The organism is Massilia sp. Masssp94 (assembly GCF_059491305.1).
On the sequence record NZ_CP168501.1, the window covers coordinates 1,611,415 to 1,632,779 of the forward strand.

Here is a 21,365-nt window from a genome sequence, read left to right on the forward strand (position 1 = left end):
GGTCAGGAACGGTAGTCGGCGTTGATCGAGACGTAGTCGTGCGACAGGTCGCAGGTCCACACGGTGGCATCCGCCTCGCCGCGCGCGAGGACGACGCGCACGAGGATCTCGGCCTTCTTCATCACGCGCTGGCCATCCTCTTCCTTGTACGCCGGATTGCGGCCGCCGGCCTTGGCGACGAGGACGTCGTCCAGGTACAGGTCGAGCTTCGCCGTATCGAGATCGTCGACGCCCGCGTAGCCGATGGCGGCCAGGATGCGGCCCAGGTTCGGGTCCGATGCGAAGAACGCGGTCTTCACAAGCGGCGAGTGGGCGATGGCGTAGGCGATCTTGCGGCATTCTTCCATGTCGCGGCCCTGCTCCACGGTGATCGTGATGAACTTGGTGGCGCCTTCGCCGTCGCGGATGATCTGCTGCGCCAGGTGGCGCGAGATGCCGGTGACGGCGTCGCGCAGCGCTGCGTAGTCCGGGCTGTCGGTCGAATCGACGACGAGCGAACCCGCGCCCGTGGCGACGAGGATGAACGAGTCGTTGGTCGACGTGTCGCCGTCGATCGTGATGCTGTTGAACGAGCGGTCGGCCGCGTACTTCACCAGTTCGTCCAGCACGGGTTGCGCGACCTTCGCGTCGAAGGCGAGATAGCCCAGCATCGTCGCCATGTTCGGCTTGATCATGCCGGCGCCCTTGCTGATGCCGGTCATCGTGACGGTGTGGCCGCCGATGGTGGTCGTCAGCGACGCCGCTTTCGGCTGCGTGTCCGTCGTCATGATGGCTTCGGCCGCGTTGAACCAGTTATCCGCCTTCAAATTCGCAATGGCGGCCGGCAGGCCCGCGACGATCTTTTGCACCGGCAGCGGCTCCAGGATCACGCCGGTGGAAAACGGCAGCACCTGCTGCGCGTCGAGACCGAGCAGACGCGCCACTTCGGCGCACGTGGCCTGCGCGTTCTGCAGGCCCGGCTCGCCGGTACCCGCGTTCGCGTTGCCCGTGTTGACGACCAACGCGCGGATCGGCTTTCCGCCCGATTTGACCGATTCGAGATTCGCCTTGCTGACCTGGACCGGCGCCGCGCAAAAGCGGTTCTTCGTGAACACGCCGGCGACGGTCGCCCCTTCGGCGAGCTTCATCACCAGCACATCCTTGCGGTTCGGCTTCTTGATGCCGGCTTCGGCGTAACCGAGTTCGATGCCGGCGACGGGTTTCAGTTCGGCGGCGACGGGCAGGGGGGAATTGACGGCCATGGCGTTCTCTAATGAAAAGATGGAAAGAAGGTCCGGTATTGTACCGCCTGCGGGCGACATGCACGGACGGGCAGCCGCTGTTAATACACGCTTAAGTTGACCACTTAATAATCGGCAACACTACTTACCCGGCGATGACGCTTTGGTAAGATGGCCCATCCACCGGAGGAGTAATGACCGACAACCAACGCGATGTAATGAGCGCCGGCTTTTCGCTGGCGATCGTCCTGTGTGCCCTGTTCGTGACGCAGCGCTTCATCCTGCCGCTGCTGTGGGCCGCGATCCTGTGCATCGCCACATGGCCGCTGTACGCGCGCGTCCGCACGGCGCTGGGCGGGCGCACGATCGTCGCGGCGGCCCTCGTCACCATCATCGTCGCCATCGTGTTCATCGCGCCGCTCGCGCTGGGCGTCACGTCGGCCGCGCGCCAGGCGCCCGCGCTGGCGCAACTGGTCGCGAGCGCCAATACGGAAGGCCTCGCGGCGCCCGAGTGGCTGCACCGCATCCCGTTCGCCGGCGACGCCATCTACAACTGGTGGCTGGCCACGCTCGGCCAGCCGCACGGCCTCGCGCACCTGCTGCAGGACGGCTCCGTGGGCCGCATGCAGACCGCCAGCGAAGTGCTGAAACGGGTCGGCAGCGGCGTCATGCACCGCCTCGTCGACATGCTGTTCGCCTTCCTGTGCCTGTTCTTCTTCTACAAGGACGGGGCCGCGCTGCAGCGCCAGACGGACGCCATCGGCGCCCACCTGATCGGCACGCGGCGCTGGACCTTGTTCTCGCTGAAGGTGCCCGTCGCGGTGCGCGCCACCGTCAACGGCCTCGTGCTCGTCGGCCTCGCGGAAGGCGTCCTGCTGGGCATCGGCTACCAGATCGCGGGCCTGCCGTCGGCCGTGCTGTGGGCCGCCGCGACGGGCGTCCTCGCCATCATCCCGTTCGGCGCCCCGCTCGCCTTCGGCGCCGCCGCCGCGCTGCTCGCGTACCAGGGCGCGACGATCGCGGCGATCGGGATCCTCGCCTGGGGCGCCATCATCCTGTTCATCGCGGATCACTTCGTGCGGCCGGCGATGATCGGCAATGCGACGCAGCTGCCGTTCGTCGCCGTCCTGCTGGGCATCCTCGGCGGCGTCGAGACGCTGGGTCTCATCGGGCTGTTCGTCGGGCCCGTCGTGATGACCTTGTTCGTCACGTTGTGGCACGAGGCGCGCGCGTTGCGCGAGGCGCGTACCGCTTGACCCTCACCTAACGTGAGGCCCGAGACTGTCCGCACGCTGAAAAACGGAGACGAACGATGCTGAAAGTAGGAGAGCTGGCCGCCCTGGCCAACCTGACGGTGCGCACCCTGCACCACTACGACAGCATCGGCCTGCTCCGTCCTTCGGCGCGTTCCGATGCCGGCTACCGGCTCTACGACCGCGACGACGTGGCCCGCCTGCACCGCATCCAGGCCCTGCGCGCGTTCGGCCTGAGCCTCGCCGACATCGCCCTCACGCTGGACAGTCCGGCCGGCTCGCCGCTGGCGATCGTCGACCGCCAGCTGGAAGCGCTCGAAACGCGCATGGCGGAAGCCAGGCGCCTGCGCGACCAGCTGCTGCGCGTGCGCGCGCAACTCGTGCAAGGCAGCGCGCCGGACCTGTCCACGTGGCTCACCACATTGGAGAACACCATGGACATGATCAACGTGTACGAACGCTATTTCACCAAGGAGGAACTGGAACGGCTGCCGATGGTCCGCAGCGACGCCGCCCAGGCGCAATGGCAGGCGATGGTCGAACAGGTGCGCGGCCTGATCGAATCGCAGGTGCCCCCGGGCTCGGATGCCGCCAAGGCCTTCGCGCTGCGCTGGCTGCAGACATTCGACCGCGACACCGGAGGCGACGCGGCGCTGCAGGCAAAGCTGAACGCGATGGTCGAGCGCGAAAAGGACGCCGTCGGCATGCCGGCGCAGATTTTCGACTACGTGAAGGCCGCCGTCGGCGAGCTGAAATTCGACACGTGGGCGAAATACCTGCGGCCGGAAGTCCTCGACCGCATGCGCCGCCACATCGCCGCGCGCGGCCACGAATGGACGCCGCTGATCGCGCAAGTACAGGCCGAGATCAAGGCCGATCCGGACGCAACGGGCCCGCGCGCGCGCGACCTGGGACGCCAATGGATGGCGCTGTTCCACGACATGGTCGGCACGGCCCCGCAAGACGTCGACGCCTTCCGCAAGGCCACCGCGACGGAACCCCTGCTGCGCATGGGGCCGGGCATCGGCGACGCGACGCTGGCCTGGCTGCGCAAGGCGCTAAGTACCTGAAGCAATTGCTTAAAACCGGGGTCAGAGCCCGGTTTTAAGCAACAAAAAAGGCACCCGCGGGTGCCTTTTTTTTGGTTCTTCACGGATTAGCGGGAAGTAACCGGTAAACAAAGAAAGCGGTAAAGAAGAGTTAGACTTGTTGTGCGACCAACAAAACCTGACTCAACTTACCGCTTTCATGACGAATCATAATCTCGAGCTCCCGTTCTGGGAAGGCTTCATCGCATCAAAATTGGAACGGCGTGCCGACGCCATATGGATCGATCTGCGGCGCTGTCCATCGGCTCCGATGGTTTGTAGTGGGTGTGGCCATCACTGCTATCGCGTGCACGAAGCAGGAGTAAGGCATATTCGAGAGCTGCCGATGTTCGGGCAACCGGTGTGGTTGCGAGTACCGATCAGGCGCCTTCGGTGCGGACAATGCGGCACACGAACCGAGCGCGTGAGCTGGCTTGATCGCCACGCTCGAGTAACCCGCTCGCTGGCCGATTTCGTGAGTCGATGGTGCGAAAAACTGCCTGTCGCTCACGTCTGCAAGCTCGCTGGTCTGCATTGGGAAACGGTGCGTACGATCGAGCGCGCCCGGCTGGAACGCCAACTGGCCGCACTGCCCGAGCCACAGCCAAAGCGGCTTGTGATGGATGAATTCGCCCTTTTCAAGGGCCATCGTTACGCAACCGTTGTGCTGGATGCCGATACCCGACGCGTCCTTTGGGTTGGAGAAGGTCGCAGCCGTGAGGCGATCCGGCCGTTTTTCGACTGGCTTGGCGTGCGGCGTTGTACCAATATCGAAGCCGTCGCGATGGACATGAACACGGCATTCGACCTGGAAGTACGGCAGCACTGTCCGAACGCCCGTGTCGTCTACGATCTGTTTCACGTCATCGCCAAGTACGGCCGTGAAGTAATCGACCGCGTACGTGTCGACGAGGCCAATCGTCTGCGCGACAACCGCCCTCAACGCAAGGTCGTGAAGCGAGCTCGCTGGCTCCTGCTGCGCAATCCGGAGAACGTGCCACCCGACCAGCGAACCACGCTCAACGAACTGCTCACGGCGAACCAGACTTTGATGACCGTCTACGTCATGAAGGCCAGTTTGAAAGAGCTATGGCAGCATGGCAGTGCCAGGTCGTGGCTTGCCTCCTGGCGTAACTGGCTCGCCATGGCACGAGACAGCGGTATCGAGGCGCTGCGTAAGTTCGCCGCCAAACTCCGACCATACTGGCGCGGCATCGTGTCCAGATTACGCTGGCCGATGCACACCGGCCAACTCGAGGGTATCAACAACCGCATCAAAGTAATGAAGCGGATGGCCTACGGCTACCGGGATAGCGCCTTCTTCTTCCTGAAGATCAAAGCCGCGTTTCCCGGAAATCCGTGAAGAACCTTTTTTTTGGGGGTTACGGCATCACGCCAGCTTGCCGTGGCAAGCCTTGAACTTCTTGCCGCTGCCGCACGGGCACGGGTCGTTGCGGCCGACCTTCACGCCCATGTAGGTGGTGGCCGGATCGTCCGCCATCGCCGTCGTGCCTGGAGTGACTGCGAGCGGTGCCATCAGTTCTTCCGGCGCCGCCGTCGGGTCGAAGTCGGCGTGCTGGTAGTTGACGTTTTCCAGGTGTGCAGCCGCTGCCTGCATCGCCGCTTCCGCCGCCTCGACTTCCTCGCGGGTCTGGATGCGGACGGTCATGATGGTGCGGATGACTTCGTTCTTGATCTGGTCGAGCATCGCGCCGAACAGTTCGAACGCTTCGCGCTTGTATTCCTGCTTCGGGTTCTTCTGCGCATAACCGCGCAGGTGGATGCCCTGGCGCAGGTGGTCCAGCGCGGCCAGGTGCTCGCGCCAGTGCGTGTCGATGTTCTGCAGCATGACGTTGCGCTCGAAGCCGCCGAACGCTTCCTTGCCGACGATGCCGACCTTCGCTTCGTACGAGCTCTCCGCGGCGGCCAGCACGCGTTCGAGGATGTCGTCGTCGTTCAGGTTCGGCTCTTCCTCCAGCATCTTCGCCAGCGGCACCGGCAGGGCCCATTCGTCGGCCAGCACGCGCTCCAGCGTCGGAATGTCCCACTGCTCTTCCACCGACTCCGCCGGCACATGGGTGCGCACGACGTCGGTGAACACGCCGATGCGCAAGCTGGCGATCAGCTCGGAGATGTCGGCCGCTTCCAGCAACTCGTTACGCTGGGTGTAGATCACCTTGCGCTGGTCGTTGGCGACGTCGTCGTATTCCAGCAGCTGCTTGCGGATGTCGAAGTTGCGGGCCTCGACCTTGCGCTGCGCGCCTTCGATCGAGCGCGTGACCATGCCCGCTTCGATCGGTTCGCCTTCCGGCATCTTGAGGCGGTCCATCACGGCGCGCACGCGGTCGCCCGCGAAGATGCGCAGCAACGGGTCGTCCAGCGACAGGTAGAAGCGCGACGAACCCGGGTCGCCCTGGCGGCCCGAACGGCCGCGCAGCTGGTTGTCGACGCGGCGCGACTCGTGGCGTTCGGTGCCGATGATGTGCAGGCCGCCCTGCGCGACGACGTGGTCGTGCAGCGATTGCCATTCCTCGCGCAGCTTGGCCGACTGCTCGGCCTTCTGTTCCGGCGACAGCGATTCGTCCGCTTCGATGAACTGGATCTGCTTCTCGACGTTGCCGCCCAGGACGATGTCAGTACCGCGGCCGGCCATGTTGGTGGCGATGGTGATCATCTTCGGACGACCGGCCTGCGCGATGATCTCCGCCTCGCGGGCGTGCTGCTTCGCGTTCAGCACGTTGTGCGGCAGCTTGGCCTGGTCCAGGATGCCCGACAGCAGTTCCGAGTTCTCGATCGACGTCGTACCGACGAGGACCGGCTGGCCGCGCTCGTAGCAGTCGCGGATGTCGTTCACCATCGCCTGGTATTTTTCCTGCGCCGTCTTGTACACCTGGTCCTGGCGGTCCTTGCGCTGCGACGGACGGTTCGGCGGGACGACGACGGTTTCCAGGCCGTAGATCTCCTGGAATTCGTACGCTTCCGTGTCCGCCGTACCCGTCATGCCCGACAGCTTGCTGTACATGCGGAAGTAGTTCTGGAACGTGATCGAGGCCAGCGTCTGGTTCTCGTTCTGGATGCGCACACCCTCTTTCGCTTCCACGGCCTGGTGCAGGCCGTCGGACCAGCGGCGGCCCGTCATCAGGCGGCCGGTGAATTCGTCGACGATCACGACCTCGTTGTTCTGCACGACGTAGTGCTGGTCCTTGTGGTACAGCACGTGCGCGCGCAGGGCGGCGTACAGGTGGTGGATCAGCGTGATGTTGGCGGCGTCGTACAGCGAGGCGCCTTCCGGCAGCAGGCCCATCTTCGTGAGGATGGCCTCGGCCTTTTCGTGGCCGGCCTCGGTCAGCAGCACGGTGTGCGCCTTCTCGTCCTTCGTGTAGTCGCCCGGGACTTCGATGTTGCCCTTGCCGTCCGGGGTCTCCTCGCCGATCTGCAGGGTCAGCAGCGGCGGGACTTCGTTGATCTTGTGGTACAGCTCGGTGTGGTTCTCGGCCTGCCCGGAAATGATCAGCGGCGTACGCGCTTCGTCGATCAGGATCGAGTCCACCTCGTCGACCACGGCGAAGTTCAGGCCACGCTGCACGCGCTCGCGCATCTCGTAGACCATGTTGTCGCGCAGGTAGTCGAAACCGTATTCGTTGTTGGTGCCGTAGGTGATGTCGGAACCGTAGGCCTTCTGCTTGCTGTCGTGATCCATCTGCGACAGGTTCACGCCCGTCGTCAAACCGAGCCAGCCGTACAGGCGGCCCATCTGCTCGGCGTCGCGCTGGGCCAGGTAATCGTTGACCGTCACGACGTGCACGCCCTTGCCGGACAGCGCGTTCAGGTACACGGGCAGGGTCGCCATCAGCGTTTTACCCTCGCCGGTGCCCATCTCGGCGATCTTGCCGTAGTGGAGGACCATGCCGCCGATCAGCTGCACGTCGAAGTGGCGCATCTTCATGACGCGCTTGGCGGCTTCGCGGCAGACGGCGAAGGCTTCCACGAGGATATCGTCCAGCGTGGCGCCCCCGGCCAGGCGTTGCTTGAATTCGTTTGTCTTTGCCTGGAGATCGGCATCGGACAGCGCTTCCATCTGCGGCTCGAGCGCGTTGATCTCGCGTACGGATTTTTGGTATTGCTTGAGCAGACGCTGGTTACGGCTGCCGAAAATCTTGGTCAGGAATGACATGCTGTGTTCTTCAAAAGTACGCCGCGAAAAAGGTCCGAGGAGCCCAGGATGATAGCAAAAACATATCTCCCCGAGAGCACCAATGGCAAAAAGCCACCGATTTTATCATGCGATCCGGCCACACTTGGGGGTCGCCCGGCGGATCACAAGTGCGGCTGGCAAAAAATGTTATCGAATTGCATTCGATTTCACACAAGGTGCACGATTCTTCGCGGCAGGGCCGGCGGCTGTGGTATGTTCCGAGCATGCAGTCTTCTTCGAACCAGCGTCCCTTCCACATCTACGGCACCCGCGACCGCAAGACGTCGTTCGTCGCGACCGACTTCCTGCGCGCCAACGACCGCCTCGCCGCCCTGATGCCGACCGCCCTGCGCGTGGGCAATTTGCAGCGTGACGTCAAGGTAATCCTGCCGCCGATGTACGCCGGCTGCGACGTGCTGTCGTTCCAGGATGCCGTGCTGACCCTCGCCGTGCCCTCTTCCGCCGTCGCGGCCAAGCTCAAGCAGCAGCTGCCCAAGTTGCAGGCGGGTTTGCAGAAAAAGGGATGGCAGGTGGAGAACGTGCGCATCAAGATCCAGATGCGGCCGAACGTGCCCGTGCGCGAGGAGCTGAAGCCGTCCTCGCTGACCTTGCCGCCGACGGCGGTGGATGCGTTCGAGCAGTTGGGGGAGACGTTGCCGGAAACGCCGCAGAACGCGGCGCTGATCGCGGCAATCAAGAGGCTGGCGGAGAGACGGAAGAAATAACAACGTCGTTCCCGCGGAAGCGGGAACCCATGCTGAGCCAGCGAGCACACGGCGTATGGAGGGAATAGTGCCAGTGGCACTATTCCCGCCTGAGCGGGAATGACGGCAGTTAGGTCAGCGCCCACTCCCTTTCCATCTGCGCGCCGTAGGACACCGGCGCCCGCTCCTGCGCATCGAACGTCACGATCTCGTACGAATCAGGATGCGCCAACAGCTCGCGCAGCAGCAGGTTGTTCAGGCCGTGGCCCGACTTGTGCGCCTCGTAGCTGGCCAGCAGCGGCGAGCCGACGAGATACAGGTCGCCGATCGCGTCGAGGATTTTATGGCGCACGAACTCGTCGTCGTAGCGCAGGCCGTCCGCATTCAGGATGCGGTACTCGTCCATCACGATCGCGTTTTCCAGCGAACCGCCGCGCGCCAGGCCCATGCCGCGCAGGCTTTCCACGTCCTGCATGAAGCCGAACGTGCGGGCACGCGCCACGTCGTGCACGTACGAGACCTTGCCGAAGTCGACGATCGCGCGCTGCGTCGTGCCGTCCACGGCCGGGTGGTTGAATTCGATGAAGAAGTCGAGCTTGAAGCCGTCGTACGGGGTCAGGCGCGCCCATTTCTCGTTGGCACCGCTGCCCTGGCGGACTTCCACGGGTTTCAGCACGCGGATGAACTTCTTGGGCGCGGCCTGCTCCTGCACACCCGCTTGCTGCAGCAGGAAGACGAACGACGACGCGGAACCGTCCATGATCGGAATCTCTTCGGCCGTGACGTCGACGTACAGGTTGTCGATGCCGAGGCCGGCGCAGGCCGACATCAGGTGCTCGACGGTCGAGACGCGCGCATTGCCCTGCGTGAGCACCGACGCCATGCGCGTATCGCCCACGATATCGGCATTCGACGGGAACTCGACGATGGGGTCGAGATCGACGCGGCGGAACACGATGCCCGTATCGGCGGCCGCCGGACGCAGGGTCAGCTCGACCTTGGTTCCGGAGTGCAAGCCGACACCTGTCGTGCGCACCAGTTGTTTGATGGTTCGTTGTTTGAGCATCGTTCGATTATATCGTAGCGTTTACAGCCTTGCCGGGACCCGCCTGCCCCGGTGGCAGGAACACCACGTTTTCAAGGATGCTCGGCTTCCGCGTGAGTGGTTTCGTGGCGGATCAGGTACAGGCCACTGCCAATGATGATGGCGGCGCCCAGTAAAGTGTATTCATCTGGCAAGGTTTTCCACATGAGCCAGTCGATGGCCACGCCCCAGGCCAGCGCCGTGTATTCGAACGGCGCCACCACGGACGCCTCGCCGTGGCTGAACGCCTCCGTCAGCGCCAGCTGGCCGAAAAAGCCGCTCACGGCCAGCATCAGGATCAGCAGCCAGTGCCCGGCCTGCACGGGCACCCACGCGGGCGCGGCCATGGGCGTTGCACCGATGGCCATCAGCACCATCAGCCAGAACATCATGTGCTCGCCTCGGTCCGTGCGCGCGAGCACGCGTCCGGCCACGGCCGACACGGCATAGCACACGGCCGCGGTCAGCACCGCGAGTCCGCCCAGCGAGAAAAAGCCGGCACCGGTCGGCCGCAGCACGACGAGCACGCCGGCCATGCCGACGCCGATCGCGATCCAGCGCGCGCCGTTCACGCGCTCGCCCAGCACGAACACGGACAGCACCGTGATCAGGATCGGGCCGATGAAAAAGATCGAATACGCTTCGGCCAGCGACAGCGTCTTGAGGCCGTACGTGAACAGCGCCAGCATCGCGATGCCGATCGCGCCGCGCAGCAGGTGCAGCGGCCAGCGGATCTGCAAGAGCGACCGCTGTCCGCCGCGCCAGAATAGATAAGCGCCGACGAGCGGCAGTGCGGACAACGCGCGGATCGACGCCACCTGCATCGCCGGGAAGTGCGCGGACAGGAGCTTCATCGTCATGTCCATAATGGAGAACATGGCGACGCAGACCAGCATCGCGCGGATGCTGCGCAGATTCCCGGCGAGGCGGCTCATGGGCGATCTCTCAAAGCGGCATCTCCATGAACAGCGACAGCGGATCCTCCCGGTAATCGCCGAACGGCGCGCGGCGCTCGAAGCCGAGACGCTCGTACAACCCGATGGCTTCCGGCTGGTGAATGCCGGTCTCCAGGCGCAGCACCGACAGGCCGGACATCCGCGCGAACATCACGAGGTGCTCGAGCAGCTTGCGCCCGGTGCCGAGGCCGCGCTTGCGCTCGTCCACGAACATGCGTTTGATCTCACCATAAACTGAGCCATACTCCTGCTGGTTGACGAGCGCCGCGCACCCGACCGCCGCACCGTCCACGTCGCGCGCGACCAGGAACAGCACGTCGCCCTGCATCAGCGACGCGACGTCCATCAGGTGGTTGCTCTCGGCCGGATACAGCGCGGCGCAGTACGCGTCGAGGCGCGCGAGCATGTCGCGCACCTCGGGCTGGTCCGGCGTTTCGGTGTTGATGATCAAGGGTCGATCAGCCCAGTTGCTTGAGCAGCGTCTCGGCCGACGACACGTCGAAGCCGCCGTTCTCGATGTTCAGCTGCTTGACGACGCCGTCCTGCACCAGCATCGAGTAGCGCTTCGAGCGCACGCCGAAGCCCTTGGCGACGAGGTCGAATTCCAGGCCCAGCGCCTTGGTGAACGTGGCGCTGCCGTCGGCCATCATGCGCACGATGCCGGTGGCCTTCTGGTCGCGGCCCCACGCGCCCATCACGAATGCGTCGTTCACGGAGATGCACCAGATCTCGTCGACGCCCTTGGCTTTCAGCTGGTCGGCCAGCTGGATGTAGCCGGGCAGGTGCTGCGCGGAGCAGGTCGGGGTGAAGGCGCCCGGCAGGCCGAAGATGGCGATGGTTTTACCTTTCACGAGGTCAGCCACGTTGAACGTGTTCGGACCGAGCGCGCAGCCTTCGGTTTCGACGTCGATGAATTCTTGCAGGGCGCCTTCCGGCAGGCGGTCGCCGATCTGGATCGTCATGGTGGTATTCCTTTCAAAGTTTCAGAACCCGCAAGTATGCCTGAACCAAATAGAACCGGGGTCAGAGCCCTTATTTTGGCAACTGCCCACGAGCCATTTCCAAAAATCGGGCTCTGACCCCGGTTCTCAAAAACGAAAGGCCAGGCTGCTTGGAACAGCCTGGCCCCGCATCATGGAGCGCCGGTGGTCAGCCGGCGTTGGAGTCTGCTACTTAGTCGGCTTGCTTGCGCAGGAACGCCGGGATGTCGTAGGTCTCGACACCGTTGTTCTGCATCGCGCGCACCTGCTCGGAGGCCTGCTCGCGGCGCCACACGGCCGGCTGCTTCATGCCGTCCATCGCGCCGGCGGTCGCCGTACCCATGGTCACGCCGGCCGTCACGCCCGGGGTGCCCGACATCATCGGCGCGCCGTACGTGCCGGTGCGCAGCACCTGCTGCGGCTGCACCAGCGAGATGTTGGCCTTGTTCTTGCCCAGGCCCGTCGCGACGACGGTCACGCGCAGTTCGTCGCCCATCTCGTCGTCGTAGGCGATGCCTTGTGCGATCGCGGCGTCCGGTGCCGCGAAGGCGCGCACGGCGGCCATGACTTCCTTGATCTCCTTGCCTTTCAGGCCGCGCGATGCGGTGACGTTCACCAGGACGCCCTTCGCGCCCGACAGGTCGATGCCGTCCAGCAGCGGCGAAGCGACGGCCTGCTCGGCGGCGATGCGCGCGCGGTCGACGCCCGACGCGGTCGCGGTACCCATCATGGCCTTGCCCTGCTCGCTCATGATGGTCTTCACGTCGTTGAAGTCGACGTTGATGTGGCCCGGGACGTTGATGATCTCGGCGATACCGGCGACGGCGTTGTTCAGCACATCGTCCGCATGCTTCATCCAGTCCAGCATCGATTCGTCTTCGTAGATGTCTTCCAGCTTCTCGTTCAGGATGACGATCAGCGAGTCGACGTGCTTGGTCAGTTCGTTCAGGCCGTTTTCGGCGACGTCCATGCACTTCTGGCCTTCGTACGAGAACGGCTTCGAGACGACGGCCACGGTCAGCGCGCCCAGGCTCTTGGCGACTTCCGCGACGATCGGCGCGGCGCCGGTGCCCGTGCCGCCGCCCATGCCGGCGGCGATGAAGACCATGTGCGCACCGCGCAGCGCGTCTTCGATGCGCATGCGCGATTGCTCGGCCAGCTGGCGGCCGATTTCCGGACGCATGCCCGCACCCAGGCCGGACTCGCCGATCTGGATGATGTTGTGGGCGCTGGATGCGGCCAGCGCCTGGGCGTCGGTATTCGCCGCGATGAACTCCACGCCGGCGACGCCCTTGTTGATCATATGCTGGACCGCATTGCCACCCGCGCCGCCAACGCCGACGACCTTGATGACCGTGCCCAATGCTGCGTTATCGACCATATCGAACTCCATGATGAACTCCTAATCTCGATGAGCCGTTTCCAAGCCCGAATCCTCGCACAAGAAGCCAGGACTCGAGATTGGAAACGCGCCACTATTTTAAAAATGTTTCGTGTCCGTTACCAAGCAAATCTGCTACTAGCTGTTACAACCACTCCGAAAAACCCGCCACGCGTTGCGTTTACGTTGTTCCCATCCTGGCTCACGCGCGCTGCGGTCCTCCGCCGCCTCAGAAATTCCCGAGGAACCACTCTTTCATTCGTTGCCACACTGCCTTCACCGACCCGTCCTGACGGGTGACGATATGACCGCGCAGGTACTGTTTTTTCGCTTCCAGCAGCAGACCGAGGACCGTCGCGTAGCGCGGGCTGCGCACGACGTCCGCCAGTTGGCCGCGGTATTCCGGCGTGCCGAGGCGCGCCGGCTTCAGGAAGATGTCTTCCGCCATTTCGATCATGCCCGGCATGATCGACGAACCGCCCGTCAGCACGATGCCCGACGAGAGCACGCCTTCGTAGCCGGACTCGCGCACGACCTGGTGCACCATCGCGAACAGTTCTTCCACGCGCGGCTCGATCACGGCAGCCAGCGCCTGGCGCGACAGCGAACGCGGACCGCGGTCGCCGAGGCCCGGCACTTCCAGCGACTCGCCCGGATCGGCCAGCACCTGCTTGGCCACGCCGTAGCGGATCTTGATCTCTTCCGCCTCGCCGGTCGGCGTGCGCAGCGCCATCGCGATGTCGCTCGTGATCTGGTCGCCGGCGATCGGCAGCACGGCCGTGTGGCGGATCGCGCCATCGCTGAACACCGCGATGTCGGTGGTGCCGCCGCCGATGTCGATCAGCACGACGCCCAGTTCCTTCTCGTCGTTCGTCAGCACGGAATCGGCCGACGCCATCGGCTGCAGGATCAGGTCCGACACCTCGAGGCCGCAGCGGCGCACGCACTTTACAATATTCTGGACCGCGGACACCGCACCGGTGACGATGTGCACGCGCACCTCGAGGCGGATGCCGCTCATGCCGATCGGCTCGCGCACGTCTTCCTGGTTGTCGACGATGAATTCCTGCGGCACCGTGTGCAGCAGCTGCTGGTCGGTCGGGATGTTCACGGCCTTCGCCGTCTCGATCACGCGCGCCACGTCCGTGGCCGTCACTTCCTTGTCCTTGATGGCGACCATGCCGCTCGAGTTGAACGAACGGATATGGCTGCCGGCGATCCCCGCATACACGTTGCGGATCTTGCAGTCGGCCATCAGCTCGGCTTCCTCGAGCGCGCGCTGGATGGATTCGACGGTCGCTTCGATGTTGACGACAACGCCCTTCTTCAAACCCTTGGATTCGTGCTGGCCCAGTCCGATCACCTCGTGGCGGCCATCGGCCATCACTTCGGCCACTACCGCCACCACCTTCGAGGTACCGATGTCGAGGCCGACGATCAGGTTCTTCGCGTCTTTTGTCATGTTTGCTGTCGCCTGCTTAAATTAGATCTGCTTTGTAGTTTTGGTATTTGTTTTTTTCTTCACTGCCGCCTTCACGGGCTTGGTCGCATCCGCCGGCACGGTCAATGCCGCCGAGGACAATGCGAGACCGTTCGGATAGCGCATGTCGATCGTATCGATGCGCCCCTCCTGCAGTCTAGCCACCAGCTGGGGGTAAATGCTCACCAGCCGCTGCACGCGCCCGTGCAGCGTGTCCTTGTCCTTCTCGCGCCCCAGCTCCACGCTCATGCCATTGTTCAGCTTCACGGTCCAGGCGTAGCGGTTCGACAGGCTGATCGACTCCGGCATCAGGCGGATCGGCGCGAACCAGCGGCGCAGTTCCGCGAAGCGCGTCAGCACTTCCTTCTCGCTGCCGGGAGGACCATCGAACGCAGGCAGTGCGTGGTCCTCGTCGGTCTCGGCCTCGCCCAGGTTGGCCGTGAACACGTCGCCTTTCACCGACAACAGCTTGCCGTCCTCGCCCCAGGTACCGAGCGCCTCGTGCTCTTCCACCTGCACGATCAGCTGGTTCGGCCACTCGCGGCGCACGCTGGCCTTGCGCACCCACGGCACGGCCTCGAAGGTCGTGCGCACCTGTTCGAGGTCGGTCGTGAAGAAGTTACCGCTGATCTTCCCGAGCACCCCGTTACGCACCGTCAGCTCGTTCACGTGCTGCAGGTCCAGCCCGTACATGCTCTCGACCCGCACCGCGCGCAACGTGAACATCGGGCGCTGCGACAGCCACCACACTCCCGACGCCACGCACGCGAGCACCGCCAGCGCGGTCAGCGCGCTGGCGGTTGCGTTCAGAGCTCGCACGTCATGCCACATCTTTGCTTCCTTATCCCTTCTTGGCCTGGCCAGCTTTCAGGCTGGCGGAGCGCAGGATGTCCACGCACAGGTCTTCGTAACTCGTGCCCTCGGCACGCGCCGCCATCGGCACGAGCGAGTGCGTCGTCATGCCCGGCGACGTGTTCACCTCCAGCAGGAACGGCTCGTTGTCCGACGCGCGCAGCAGCACGTCGATGCGGCTCCAGCCTTCGCAGCCGAGCGCGCGGTACGCGTTCACCACGTGCGCCTGGATCGCCTTGGTCGTGGCTTCGTCGAGCGGCGCCGGGCAGTGGTACTTGGTGTCGTCCGTGAAGTACTTGTTCTGGTAGTCGTAATTGCCCTCGGGTGCGACGATCTCCACGATCGGCAGCGCGCGCGCGGTGGGGCCGCTGCCCAGCACCGGCACGGAAAATTCGCGGCCCTGGATGAACTGCTCGACCAGCACCACCTTGTCGTACTGGCGCGCCAGGTCGACGGCGGCCTGCAGCGCTGCCGCGTCGACCACCTTGGTGATGCCGATCGTGGAACCTTCGAGCGGCGGCTTGACGATCAGCGGCAGGCCCAGTTCGGCGACGATGGCATCCGTGTCGACGTTCGCACCGGCCGCGATGGTGACGTAGCGCGGCGTCGGCACGCCGGCCGCCAGCCACACGATCTTGGTCGTGACCTTGTCCATGCCGACGGAGGACGCCATCACGCCGCTGCCCGTGTACGGGATGCCCAGCAGTTCCAGCGCGCCCTGCAGCGTGCCGTCCTCGCCGTAGCGGCCGTGCAGCGCGATGAACACGCGGTCGAATTTTTCCGCGGCCAGTTCGGCCAGCGAGCGCTCGGCCGGGTCGAACGCATGCGCGTCGATCCCCTTCGATTTCAGCGCCTGCAGCACGCCGCTGCCGGAGATCAGCGAAATCTCGCGCTCGGCGGACAGGCCGCCGAACAGCACGCCGACCTTGCCCAGGGCTTTTGCGTCGGTTTCCGTAATGCTCACGATGTTACCTTTTGATTCGATGTCAGTTGATGGGGAACGCCGCCGATGGAGCCGGCGCCCATGGTGAGCACGACGTCGCCGTCGCGCGCCACCTTGAGGATCGTCGCCGGCATGTCGGCGATCGCTTCCACGAAAATCGGTTCGACCTGGCCGCCCGCGCGCAGCGCGCGCGCGAGCGCGCGGCCGTCCGCCGCCACGATCGGGGCTTCGCCGGCCGGATACACCTCGGCCAGCAGCAGCACGTCCGGCGCGGCCAGCACCTTGACGAAGTCCTCGAACAGGTCGCGGGTGCGGCTATAGCGGTGCGGCTGGAACGCCAGCACGAGGCGGCGGCCCGGATACGCGGCGCGCGCGGCGGCCAGCGTGACCTGGGCTTCCACCGGGTGGTGGCCGTAGTCGTCGACGAGCGTGAAGCTGCCGCCCTGCGGCAGTTCGATCTCGCCGTAGCGCGTGAAGCGGCGGCCCACGCCGTTGAATTCGCGCAGGCCCTGCGCCGTCGCTTCGTCCGGCACGCCGATCTCGCGCGCGATCGCGATCGCGGAGCAGGCGTTCAGCACGTTGTGCATGCCCGGCTGGTTCAGCACGAAGTCCGTGTCCGGATAGCCCTGCTGGCGCACGGTGAAATGCATCTGGATGCCCTGGGCGCGCGCGTTCAGGGCGCGCACTTCGGCGTCTTCCGAAAAGCCGTACGTGGTCACGGGCTTCGTCACCTGCGGCAGGATAGCCCGCACGTTCGCGTCGTCGATGCACATCATCGCGCGGCCGTAGAACGGCAGGCGGTGCGTGAAGTTGACGAACGCGCCCTTCAGCTTCTCGAAGTCGTGTTCGTACGTGTCCATGTGGTCGGCGTCGATGTTGGTGATCACCTCGATCATCGGCGACAGGTTCAGGAACGACGCATCCGATTCGTCCGCCTCGGCCACGATGTAGTCGCCGGTGCCCAGCTTCGCGTTGGCGCCCGCGCTGTTCAGGCGCCCGCCGATGACGAACGTCGGGTCCAGGCCACCCTGCGCGAGCACGGACGCGACGAGGCTCGTCGTCGTCGTCTTGCCGTGCGTGCCGGCGATGGCGATGCCGCGCTTCAGGCGCATCAACTCACCCAGCATGATCGCGCGCGGGACGATGGGGACTTTCGCGGCGCGCGCGGCGACGACTTCCGGATTCGCTTCGTTGACGGCGGTCGACGTGACGACGGCGTCCGCGCCGGCGATGTTGTCCGCCGCGTGGCCGATGCGCACGTCCGCGCCCAGCTGCTGCAGGCGCTGGCTGGCCGCGTTCGACGCGAGGTCCGAGCCCGACACTTTATAGCCGAGGTTCAGCAGCACTTCCGCGATGCCGCTCATGCCGCTGCCGCCGATGCCGACGAAGTGAATGTGTTTGATCTTGTGTTTCATTGTCCGCCGTTCGCCAGTTCTTCAAGTACGCGCGCGATCGCCGCATTGGCGTCGCGCCGTCCCACGGCCTGCGCCGCCTCGGCCATCGCCAGGCAGTCGTCGCGCGTGGTGGTTTGCAGCAGCTTTGCCAGCTGCTGCGGATTCAGTTCGCCTTGCGGCAGGTGCACGGCCGCCTTCTGCCCCGCCATCCAGATCGCGTTGTCGCGCTGGTGGCTCGTCGTGCTGGCGACGAACGGCACGAGCACGCTCGCGACGCCGGCCGCCGTCAGTTCCGAGATCGTGATCGCGCCGGCGCGGCAGATCACGAGGTCCGCGTTCGCATATTCCGCCGCCATGTCGTCGATGAAGTCGACCACGTTCGCCTGCACGCCCGCCTGCGCGTACGCGGCACGCAACGCATCGATGTTCTTCTTGCCCGACTGGTGGGTCACGGTCGGACGCAGCCCTTCCGGGATCAGCGCCAGCGCGGCCGGCACGCTGTCGTTGAGCACCTTCGCACCGAGGCTGCCGCCCACGACGAGGATGTTCAGCGGGCCGGTGCGGCCGGCGAAGCGGTGGCCCGGCGAGGGCATCTCGAGGATTTCCTTGCGCACCGGGTTGCCGGTGACGACGGCTTTACCTGCCGCCTTGCCGAAATCGGCCGGGAAGCCGAACAGCACGCGCTGCGCGAGCGGGCTCAAGGTCTTGTTCGACAGGAGCAGGGCCGCATCCGCGTTCACGAGCGCCAACGGGATGCCGCGCGAGCGCGCCATCATCCCGCCCGGCACCGTCACGTAGCCGCCCATGCCCAGCACGACGTCCGGGCGGCGCAATGCGAGGTACTTGCGGATTGATGCAAAGCTGGCGACGAGCTTGAACGCGCCGGACACCGTGTGCGCGATGCCCTTGCCGCGCATGCCGGCGAAGTCGATGGAATCCATCGGGATGCCGTGCTTCGGCACGATATCCTTTTCCATGCCGTGCTGCGTGCCCAGCCACGAGACTTCCCAGCCGCGCTCGCGCATCGATTGCGCGATGGCGATGCCGGGAAAGATGTGGCCACCGGTGCCGGCGGCCATGATCATGAGCTTCCTGGTCATTGACGGCCTCCCCGCATCCGTACCCGGTTTTCGTAATCGATGCGCAGCAGGATCGCGAGACCCACGCAGTTGAACAGCACGCCGGAACCGCCATAGCTCATCAGCGGCAACGTCAGGCCCTTCGTGGGCAGCAGGCCCAGGTTCACGCCCATGTTGATGAACACCTGCACGCCGATCCAGATGCCGATGCCTTTCGCGGCGAGGCCGGCGAAGTGCTGTTCCAGCGCGATGGCCTGGCGGCCGATGTCGAACGCGCGCTTGACGAGCCAGTAGAACAGGCCGATCACGATGAGCACGCCGACGAGACCCAGTTCCTCGCCGATGACGGCCATGATGAAGTCGGTGTGCGCTTCCGGCAGGTAGTGCAGCTTCTCGACGGAACCGCCCAGGCCCACGCCGAAGAATTCGCCGCGGCCGAACGCGATCAGCGAATGCGTCAGCTGGTACGCCTTGTCCAGCGCATTGCCCTCTTCCCACGGGTTCATGTACGCGAACATGCGCGCGCGGCGGAACGGCGACAGCGCGATGATGGTCGAGAACACCAGCACGAGGATGGCGCCGATGCCGCCGAACCAGATCATGTTGAAGCCGCCGAGGAACAGGATGCCCATCGAGATGCAGACGACGACGCCGAACGCGCCGAGGTCGGGTTCGAGCATCAGCAGCGCGCCGACGAGCGCCATCGCGGCGGCCATCGGCATGAAGCCCTTCGTCAGCTTGTGCATGTACTGCTGCTTGCGCACCGTGAAGTCGGCCGCGTACAGCACGGACACCACCTTCATGATCTCGGACGGCTGCAAATTGAAAATCTTCAGCGACAGCCAGCGGCGCGCGCCGTTGACGACGACGCCGACGCCGGGGATCAGCACGAGCGCCAGCAGGACCAGCGTGGCGACGAACATCAGCGGCGCGAAGCGCTGCCACGTCGCGACGGGAATACGGAAGACGAACAGGCCCGTCACCATCGAGATCACGATGAACATGGCCTGGCGCACCAGGAAGTAGTTATTCTTGCCGGCGAGGTAGGCGAACTTGGGCGAGTCCGGCAGCGCGATCGACGCCGAGTACACCATCACCATCCCGAACAGCATCAGCAACAGCACGACCCACACGAGCGGCTGGTCGTATTCCATCATGCGCGACGGGCGTGCGCGCGTCGCGATCGCGCTGTTTCCCGCATCGCTGGAGCTGCCGCCGAACTTGAAGGGGATCTGGAAAGCCATCAGAGATCCTGTCCCTTCTCGAGCGCGATGTCGCGCACGGCGTCGACGAAGACCTGGGCGCGGTGCGCGTAGTTCGTGAACATGTCCAGGCTCGCGCACGCGGGCGACAGCAGCACGACGTCACCCGATTTCGCCAGGCCGCTCGCGCGGCGCACGGCTTCCGGCAATCCCGGCAGGTCGAAGCACGGCACGCCGGTGGGGGCCAATGCGGCGCCGATGGCGGGGCCGTCGCGGCCGATCAGCAGCACGGCGCGCACGTAGCGCGCGCACGGGCCCGCGAGCGGGCTGAAATCCTGGCCCTTGCCGTCGCCGCCCGCGATGAGCAGGATCTGGCGATCGGTCTTGCCGAACGTTTTACCGAGGCCTTCCAGCGCGGCGACCGTCGCGCCCACGTTCGTGCCCTTGGAATCGTCGTAGTACTCGACGTTGTCGATGCTGGTGACCAGTTCGACGCGGTGCGGCTCGCCCTGGTAGTCGCGCAGGCCGTGCAGCAGCGGCGCCAGCGGCAGGCCACAAGCGCGGCACAGCGCCAGCGCGGCCAGCGCGTTGGAGGCGTTGTGCAGGCCGCGGATGCGCAGCGCGTCGGCCGGCATCAATCGATTGATCGTGACTTCGACCGGCTCAGTTGATTGCGCCGGGTCGTTCTTCTTTTTCTTCTTCTCGGGTTCTTCCAGAGGATTCGCATTCGCAAGCCACAGCACGCCGCGCTCGTTCACGAGGCCGAAGCTGCCCGGCGCATCCGGTTCGCCCGTGCCGAACGTGGTGATCGTCGCGCCCGGCGCCGTCATGCCCATCACGACGCTGTCGTCGCGGTTCAGCACGCGCACCGTGTCGGCGCCGAAGATGCGGGCCTTGTCGGCGGCATAGGCGGCCATGCTGCCGTGCCAGTCGAGGTGGTCCTGCGTGATGTTCAGGACCGTCGCCGCGTCCGGGTTCAGGCTGTACGTCGTGTGCAGCTGGAAGCTGGAGAGTTCCAGCACCCAGGCCTGCGGGAGCTCGTCCGCATCAAGCACCTCGCGCAGCACGTCCAGTGCGGCGGGGCTGATGTTGCCTGCGACCTTCGTCGTGAGACCGGCGCGGCGGCACAGCAGGCCGGTGAGGCTCGTCACCGTCGTCTTGCCATTGGTGCCCGTGATGGCGATGACTTTCGGGGAATACCCCTGCTCCGCCTTCAGCGCCGACAGCGCCTGCGCGAACAACTCGATCTCGCCCCACAGCGGCACGTGACGTTCGACAGCCGCCGGCGCGATCTCCGCGAGTTCGCGGTTCGGGGCGAGGCCCGGGCTGACGGCGACGAAGTCCACGCCGTCCAGCAGGTTTGCGGCGAACGGGCCGGCGACGAAGTCCGCATCCGGCACCGCAGCGCGCAGCGCGGGCAGGCGCGCGGGTTCGGCCCGCGTGTCGGCCACGCGCACGCGGGCGCCGCAGCGCGCGAGCCACAGCGCAATCGCCAGGCCCGATTCGCCGAGTCCCAGTACCAGTGCGGTTTTGCCGTCGTAGTTCATCTCGGTT

General features: G+C 65.2%; 18 protein-coding genes. 4 read left to right on the forward strand and 14 right to left on the reverse strand.

Annotation, left to right across the window (positions count from 1 at the left end):
• Nucleotides 1-2: 2 nt before the first annotated feature.
• The gene (argJ, locus tag ACEN9G_RS06945) at nucleotides 3-1,241 is read right to left on the reverse strand and encodes a bifunctional glutamate N-acetyltransferase/amino-acid acetyltransferase ArgJ (RefSeq protein ID WP_413342463.1); all 1,239 of its coding nucleotides are present in this window, start codon (nucleotides 1,239-1,241) and stop codon (nucleotides 3-5) included.
• Nucleotides 1,242-1,414: 173 nt separating this feature from the next.
• Here argJ and ACEN9G_RS06950 point away from each other — a divergent pair, with 173 nt between their 5' ends.
• From ACEN9G_RS06950 to ACEN9G_RS06960, 3 genes are all read left to right on the forward strand, one after another.
• Nucleotides 1,415-2,476: an AI-2E family transporter gene (locus tag ACEN9G_RS06950; RefSeq protein WP_483126523.1), complete on the forward strand. Its 1,062-nt coding sequence runs from the start codon at nucleotides 1,415-1,417 to the stop codon at nucleotides 2,474-2,476.
• Nucleotides 2,477-2,532: 56 nt separating this feature from the next.
• On the forward strand, nucleotides 2,533-3,543 hold the full coding sequence (locus ACEN9G_RS06955) for a MerR family transcriptional regulator (RefSeq protein WP_413345625.1): 1,011 nt from the start codon (nucleotides 2,533-2,535) through the stop codon (nucleotides 3,541-3,543).
• Nucleotides 3,544-3,721: 178 nt separating this feature from the next.
• On the forward strand, nucleotides 3,722-4,924 hold the full coding sequence (locus ACEN9G_RS06960; RefSeq protein ID WP_413346200.1) for an ISL3 family transposase: 1,203 nt from the start codon (nucleotides 3,722-3,724) through the stop codon (nucleotides 4,922-4,924).
• A 27-nt stretch (nucleotides 4,925-4,951) separates the two neighbouring features.
• On the opposite strand, the gene secA is transcribed toward ACEN9G_RS06960, so the two are convergent.
• Complete coding sequence (gene secA / locus ACEN9G_RS06965) at nucleotides 4,952-7,735, reverse strand: preprotein translocase subunit SecA (RefSeq protein ID WP_413339109.1); 2,784 nt, start codon at nucleotides 7,733-7,735, stop codon at nucleotides 4,952-4,954.
• Between the two features lie 245 nt (nucleotides 7,736-7,980).
• Between secA and ACEN9G_RS06970 the strand changes: the two genes are divergently transcribed.
• A complete protein-coding gene (locus ACEN9G_RS06970; RefSeq protein ID WP_056122844.1) occupies nucleotides 7,981-8,481 on the forward strand; it encodes a DciA family protein in 501 nt (166 codons plus the stop codon).
• 109 nt (nucleotides 8,482-8,590) lie between these two features.
• Here the strand turns inward: ACEN9G_RS06970 and lpxC are convergent, their stop codons facing one another.
• The 12 genes from lpxC to murD form a co-directional block, all read right to left on the reverse strand.
• Nucleotides 8,591-9,526, reverse strand: a complete 936-nt coding sequence (gene lpxC / locus ACEN9G_RS06975; protein WP_413339107.1) for a UDP-3-O-acyl-N-acetylglucosamine deacetylase — start codon at nucleotides 9,524-9,526, stop codon at nucleotides 8,591-8,593.
• Nucleotides 9,527-9,597: 71 nt separating this feature from the next.
• Complete coding sequence (locus ACEN9G_RS06980; RefSeq protein ID WP_413339105.1) at nucleotides 9,598-10,479, reverse strand: DMT family transporter; 882 nt, start codon at nucleotides 10,477-10,479, stop codon at nucleotides 9,598-9,600.
• 10 nt (nucleotides 10,480-10,489) lie between these two features.
• The gene (locus ACEN9G_RS06985) at nucleotides 10,490-10,951 is read right to left on the reverse strand and encodes a GNAT family N-acetyltransferase (protein WP_413339103.1); all 462 of its coding nucleotides are present in this window, start codon (nucleotides 10,949-10,951) and stop codon (nucleotides 10,490-10,492) included.
• Between the two features lie 7 nt (nucleotides 10,952-10,958).
• Nucleotides 10,959-11,462, reverse strand: coding sequence for a peroxiredoxin (locus tag ACEN9G_RS06990; RefSeq protein ID WP_413339101.1), 504 nt, complete (start codon nucleotides 11,460-11,462; stop codon nucleotides 10,959-10,961).
• A 211-nt stretch (nucleotides 11,463-11,673) separates the two neighbouring features.
• Nucleotides 11,674-12,873 (reverse strand): cell division protein FtsZ, encoded by a 1,200-nt coding sequence (gene ftsZ, locus ACEN9G_RS06995; protein ID WP_056122832.1) that lies wholly within the window; start codon nucleotides 12,871-12,873, stop codon nucleotides 11,674-11,676.
• Between the two features lie 217 nt (nucleotides 12,874-13,090).
• Entirely contained in the window at nucleotides 13,091-14,323 is a 1,233-nt protein-coding gene (gene ftsA, locus ACEN9G_RS07000; RefSeq protein WP_056122830.1) for a cell division protein FtsA, read from the reverse strand.
• Nucleotides 14,324-14,344: 21 nt separating this feature from the next.
• Nucleotides 14,345-15,172 carry a cell division protein FtsQ/DivIB gene (locus tag ACEN9G_RS07005; protein ID WP_413339099.1) on the reverse strand — a complete coding sequence of 276 codons (828 nt, stop codon included), beginning with the start codon at nucleotides 15,170-15,172 and terminating at the stop codon, nucleotides 14,345-14,347.
• Nucleotides 15,173-15,182: 10 nt separating this feature from the next.
• Nucleotides 15,183-16,157, reverse strand: coding sequence for a D-alanine--D-alanine ligase (locus ACEN9G_RS07010; protein WP_413339097.1), 975 nt, complete (start codon nucleotides 16,155-16,157; stop codon nucleotides 15,183-15,185).
• Nucleotides 16,154-17,551 (reverse strand): UDP-N-acetylmuramate--L-alanine ligase, encoded by a 1,398-nt coding sequence (gene murC, locus ACEN9G_RS07015; protein WP_371768690.1) that lies wholly within the window; start codon nucleotides 17,549-17,551, stop codon nucleotides 16,154-16,156. Before murC ends, ACEN9G_RS07010 begins: the two co-directional genes overlap by 4 nt.
• Nucleotides 17,548-18,630, reverse strand: coding sequence for an undecaprenyldiphospho-muramoylpentapeptide beta-N-acetylglucosaminyltransferase (gene murG / locus ACEN9G_RS07020; RefSeq protein ID WP_413339094.1), 1,083 nt, complete (start codon nucleotides 18,628-18,630; stop codon nucleotides 17,548-17,550). The genes murC and murG overlap by 4 nt, the downstream gene beginning before the upstream one ends.
• On the reverse strand, nucleotides 18,627-19,853 hold the full coding sequence (gene ftsW, locus ACEN9G_RS07025; RefSeq protein WP_413339092.1) for a putative lipid II flippase FtsW: 1,227 nt from the start codon (nucleotides 19,851-19,853) through the stop codon (nucleotides 18,627-18,629). Before ftsW ends, murG begins: the two co-directional genes overlap by 4 nt.
• Complete coding sequence (murD, locus tag ACEN9G_RS07030; protein WP_483126524.1) at nucleotides 19,853-21,358, reverse strand: UDP-N-acetylmuramoyl-L-alanine--D-glutamate ligase; 1,506 nt, start codon at nucleotides 21,356-21,358, stop codon at nucleotides 19,853-19,855. The genes ftsW and murD overlap by 1 nt, the downstream gene beginning before the upstream one ends.
• Between the last annotated feature and the right edge of the window lie 7 nt (nucleotides 21,359-21,365).

Excerpts from the sequence above, each read along its gene's own strand:
- argJ (WP_413342463.1), bottom strand. The coding sequence starts at position 1,241 with ATGGCCGTCAATTCCCCCCTGCCCGTCGCCGCCGAACTGAAACCCGTC.
- ACEN9G_RS06950 (WP_483126523.1), top strand. The coding sequence starts at position 1,415 with ATGACCGACAACCAACGCGATGTAATGAGCGCCGGCTTTTCGCTGGCG.
- ACEN9G_RS06955 (WP_413345625.1), top strand. The coding sequence starts at position 2,533 with ATGCTGAAAGTAGGAGAGCTGGCCGCCCTGGCCAACCTGACGGTGCGC.
- ACEN9G_RS06960 (WP_413346200.1), top strand. The coding sequence starts at position 3,722 with ATGACGAATCATAATCTCGAGCTCCCGTTCTGGGAAGGCTTCATCGCA.
- secA (WP_413339109.1), bottom strand. The coding sequence starts at position 7,735 with ATGTCATTCCTGACCAAGATTTTCGGCAGCCGTAACCAGCGTCTGCTC.
- ACEN9G_RS06970 (WP_056122844.1), top strand. The coding sequence starts at position 7,981 with ATGCAGTCTTCTTCGAACCAGCGTCCCTTCCACATCTACGGCACCCGC.
- lpxC (WP_413339107.1), bottom strand. The coding sequence starts at position 9,526 with ATGCTCAAACAACGAACCATCAAACAACTGGTGCGCACGACAGGTGTC.
- ACEN9G_RS06980 (WP_413339105.1), bottom strand. The coding sequence starts at position 10,479 with ATGAGCCGCCTCGCCGGGAATCTGCGCAGCATCCGCGCGATGCTGGTC.
- ACEN9G_RS06990 (WP_413339101.1), bottom strand. The coding sequence starts at position 11,462 with ATGACGATCCAGATCGGCGACCGCCTGCCGGAAGGCGCCCTGCAAGAA.
- ftsZ (WP_056122832.1), bottom strand. The coding sequence starts at position 12,873 with ATGGAGTTCGATATGGTCGATAACGCAGCATTGGGCACGGTCATCAAG.
- ftsA (WP_056122830.1), bottom strand. The coding sequence starts at position 14,323 with ATGACAAAAGACGCGAAGAACCTGATCGTCGGCCTCGACATCGGTACC.
- ACEN9G_RS07005 (WP_413339099.1), bottom strand. The coding sequence starts at position 15,172 with ATGTGGCATGACGTGCGAGCTCTGAACGCAACCGCCAGCGCGCTGACC.
- murC (WP_371768690.1), bottom strand. The coding sequence starts at position 17,551 with ATGAAACACAAGATCAAACACATTCACTTCGTCGGCATCGGCGGCAGC.
- murG (WP_413339094.1), bottom strand. The coding sequence starts at position 18,630 with ATGACCAGGAAGCTCATGATCATGGCCGCCGGCACCGGTGGCCACATC.
- ftsW (WP_413339092.1), bottom strand. The coding sequence starts at position 19,853 with ATGGCTTTCCAGATCCCCTTCAAGTTCGGCGGCAGCTCCAGCGATGCG.
- murD (WP_483126524.1), bottom strand. The coding sequence starts at position 21,358 with ATGAACTACGACGGCAAAACCGCACTGGTACTGGGACTCGGCGAATCG.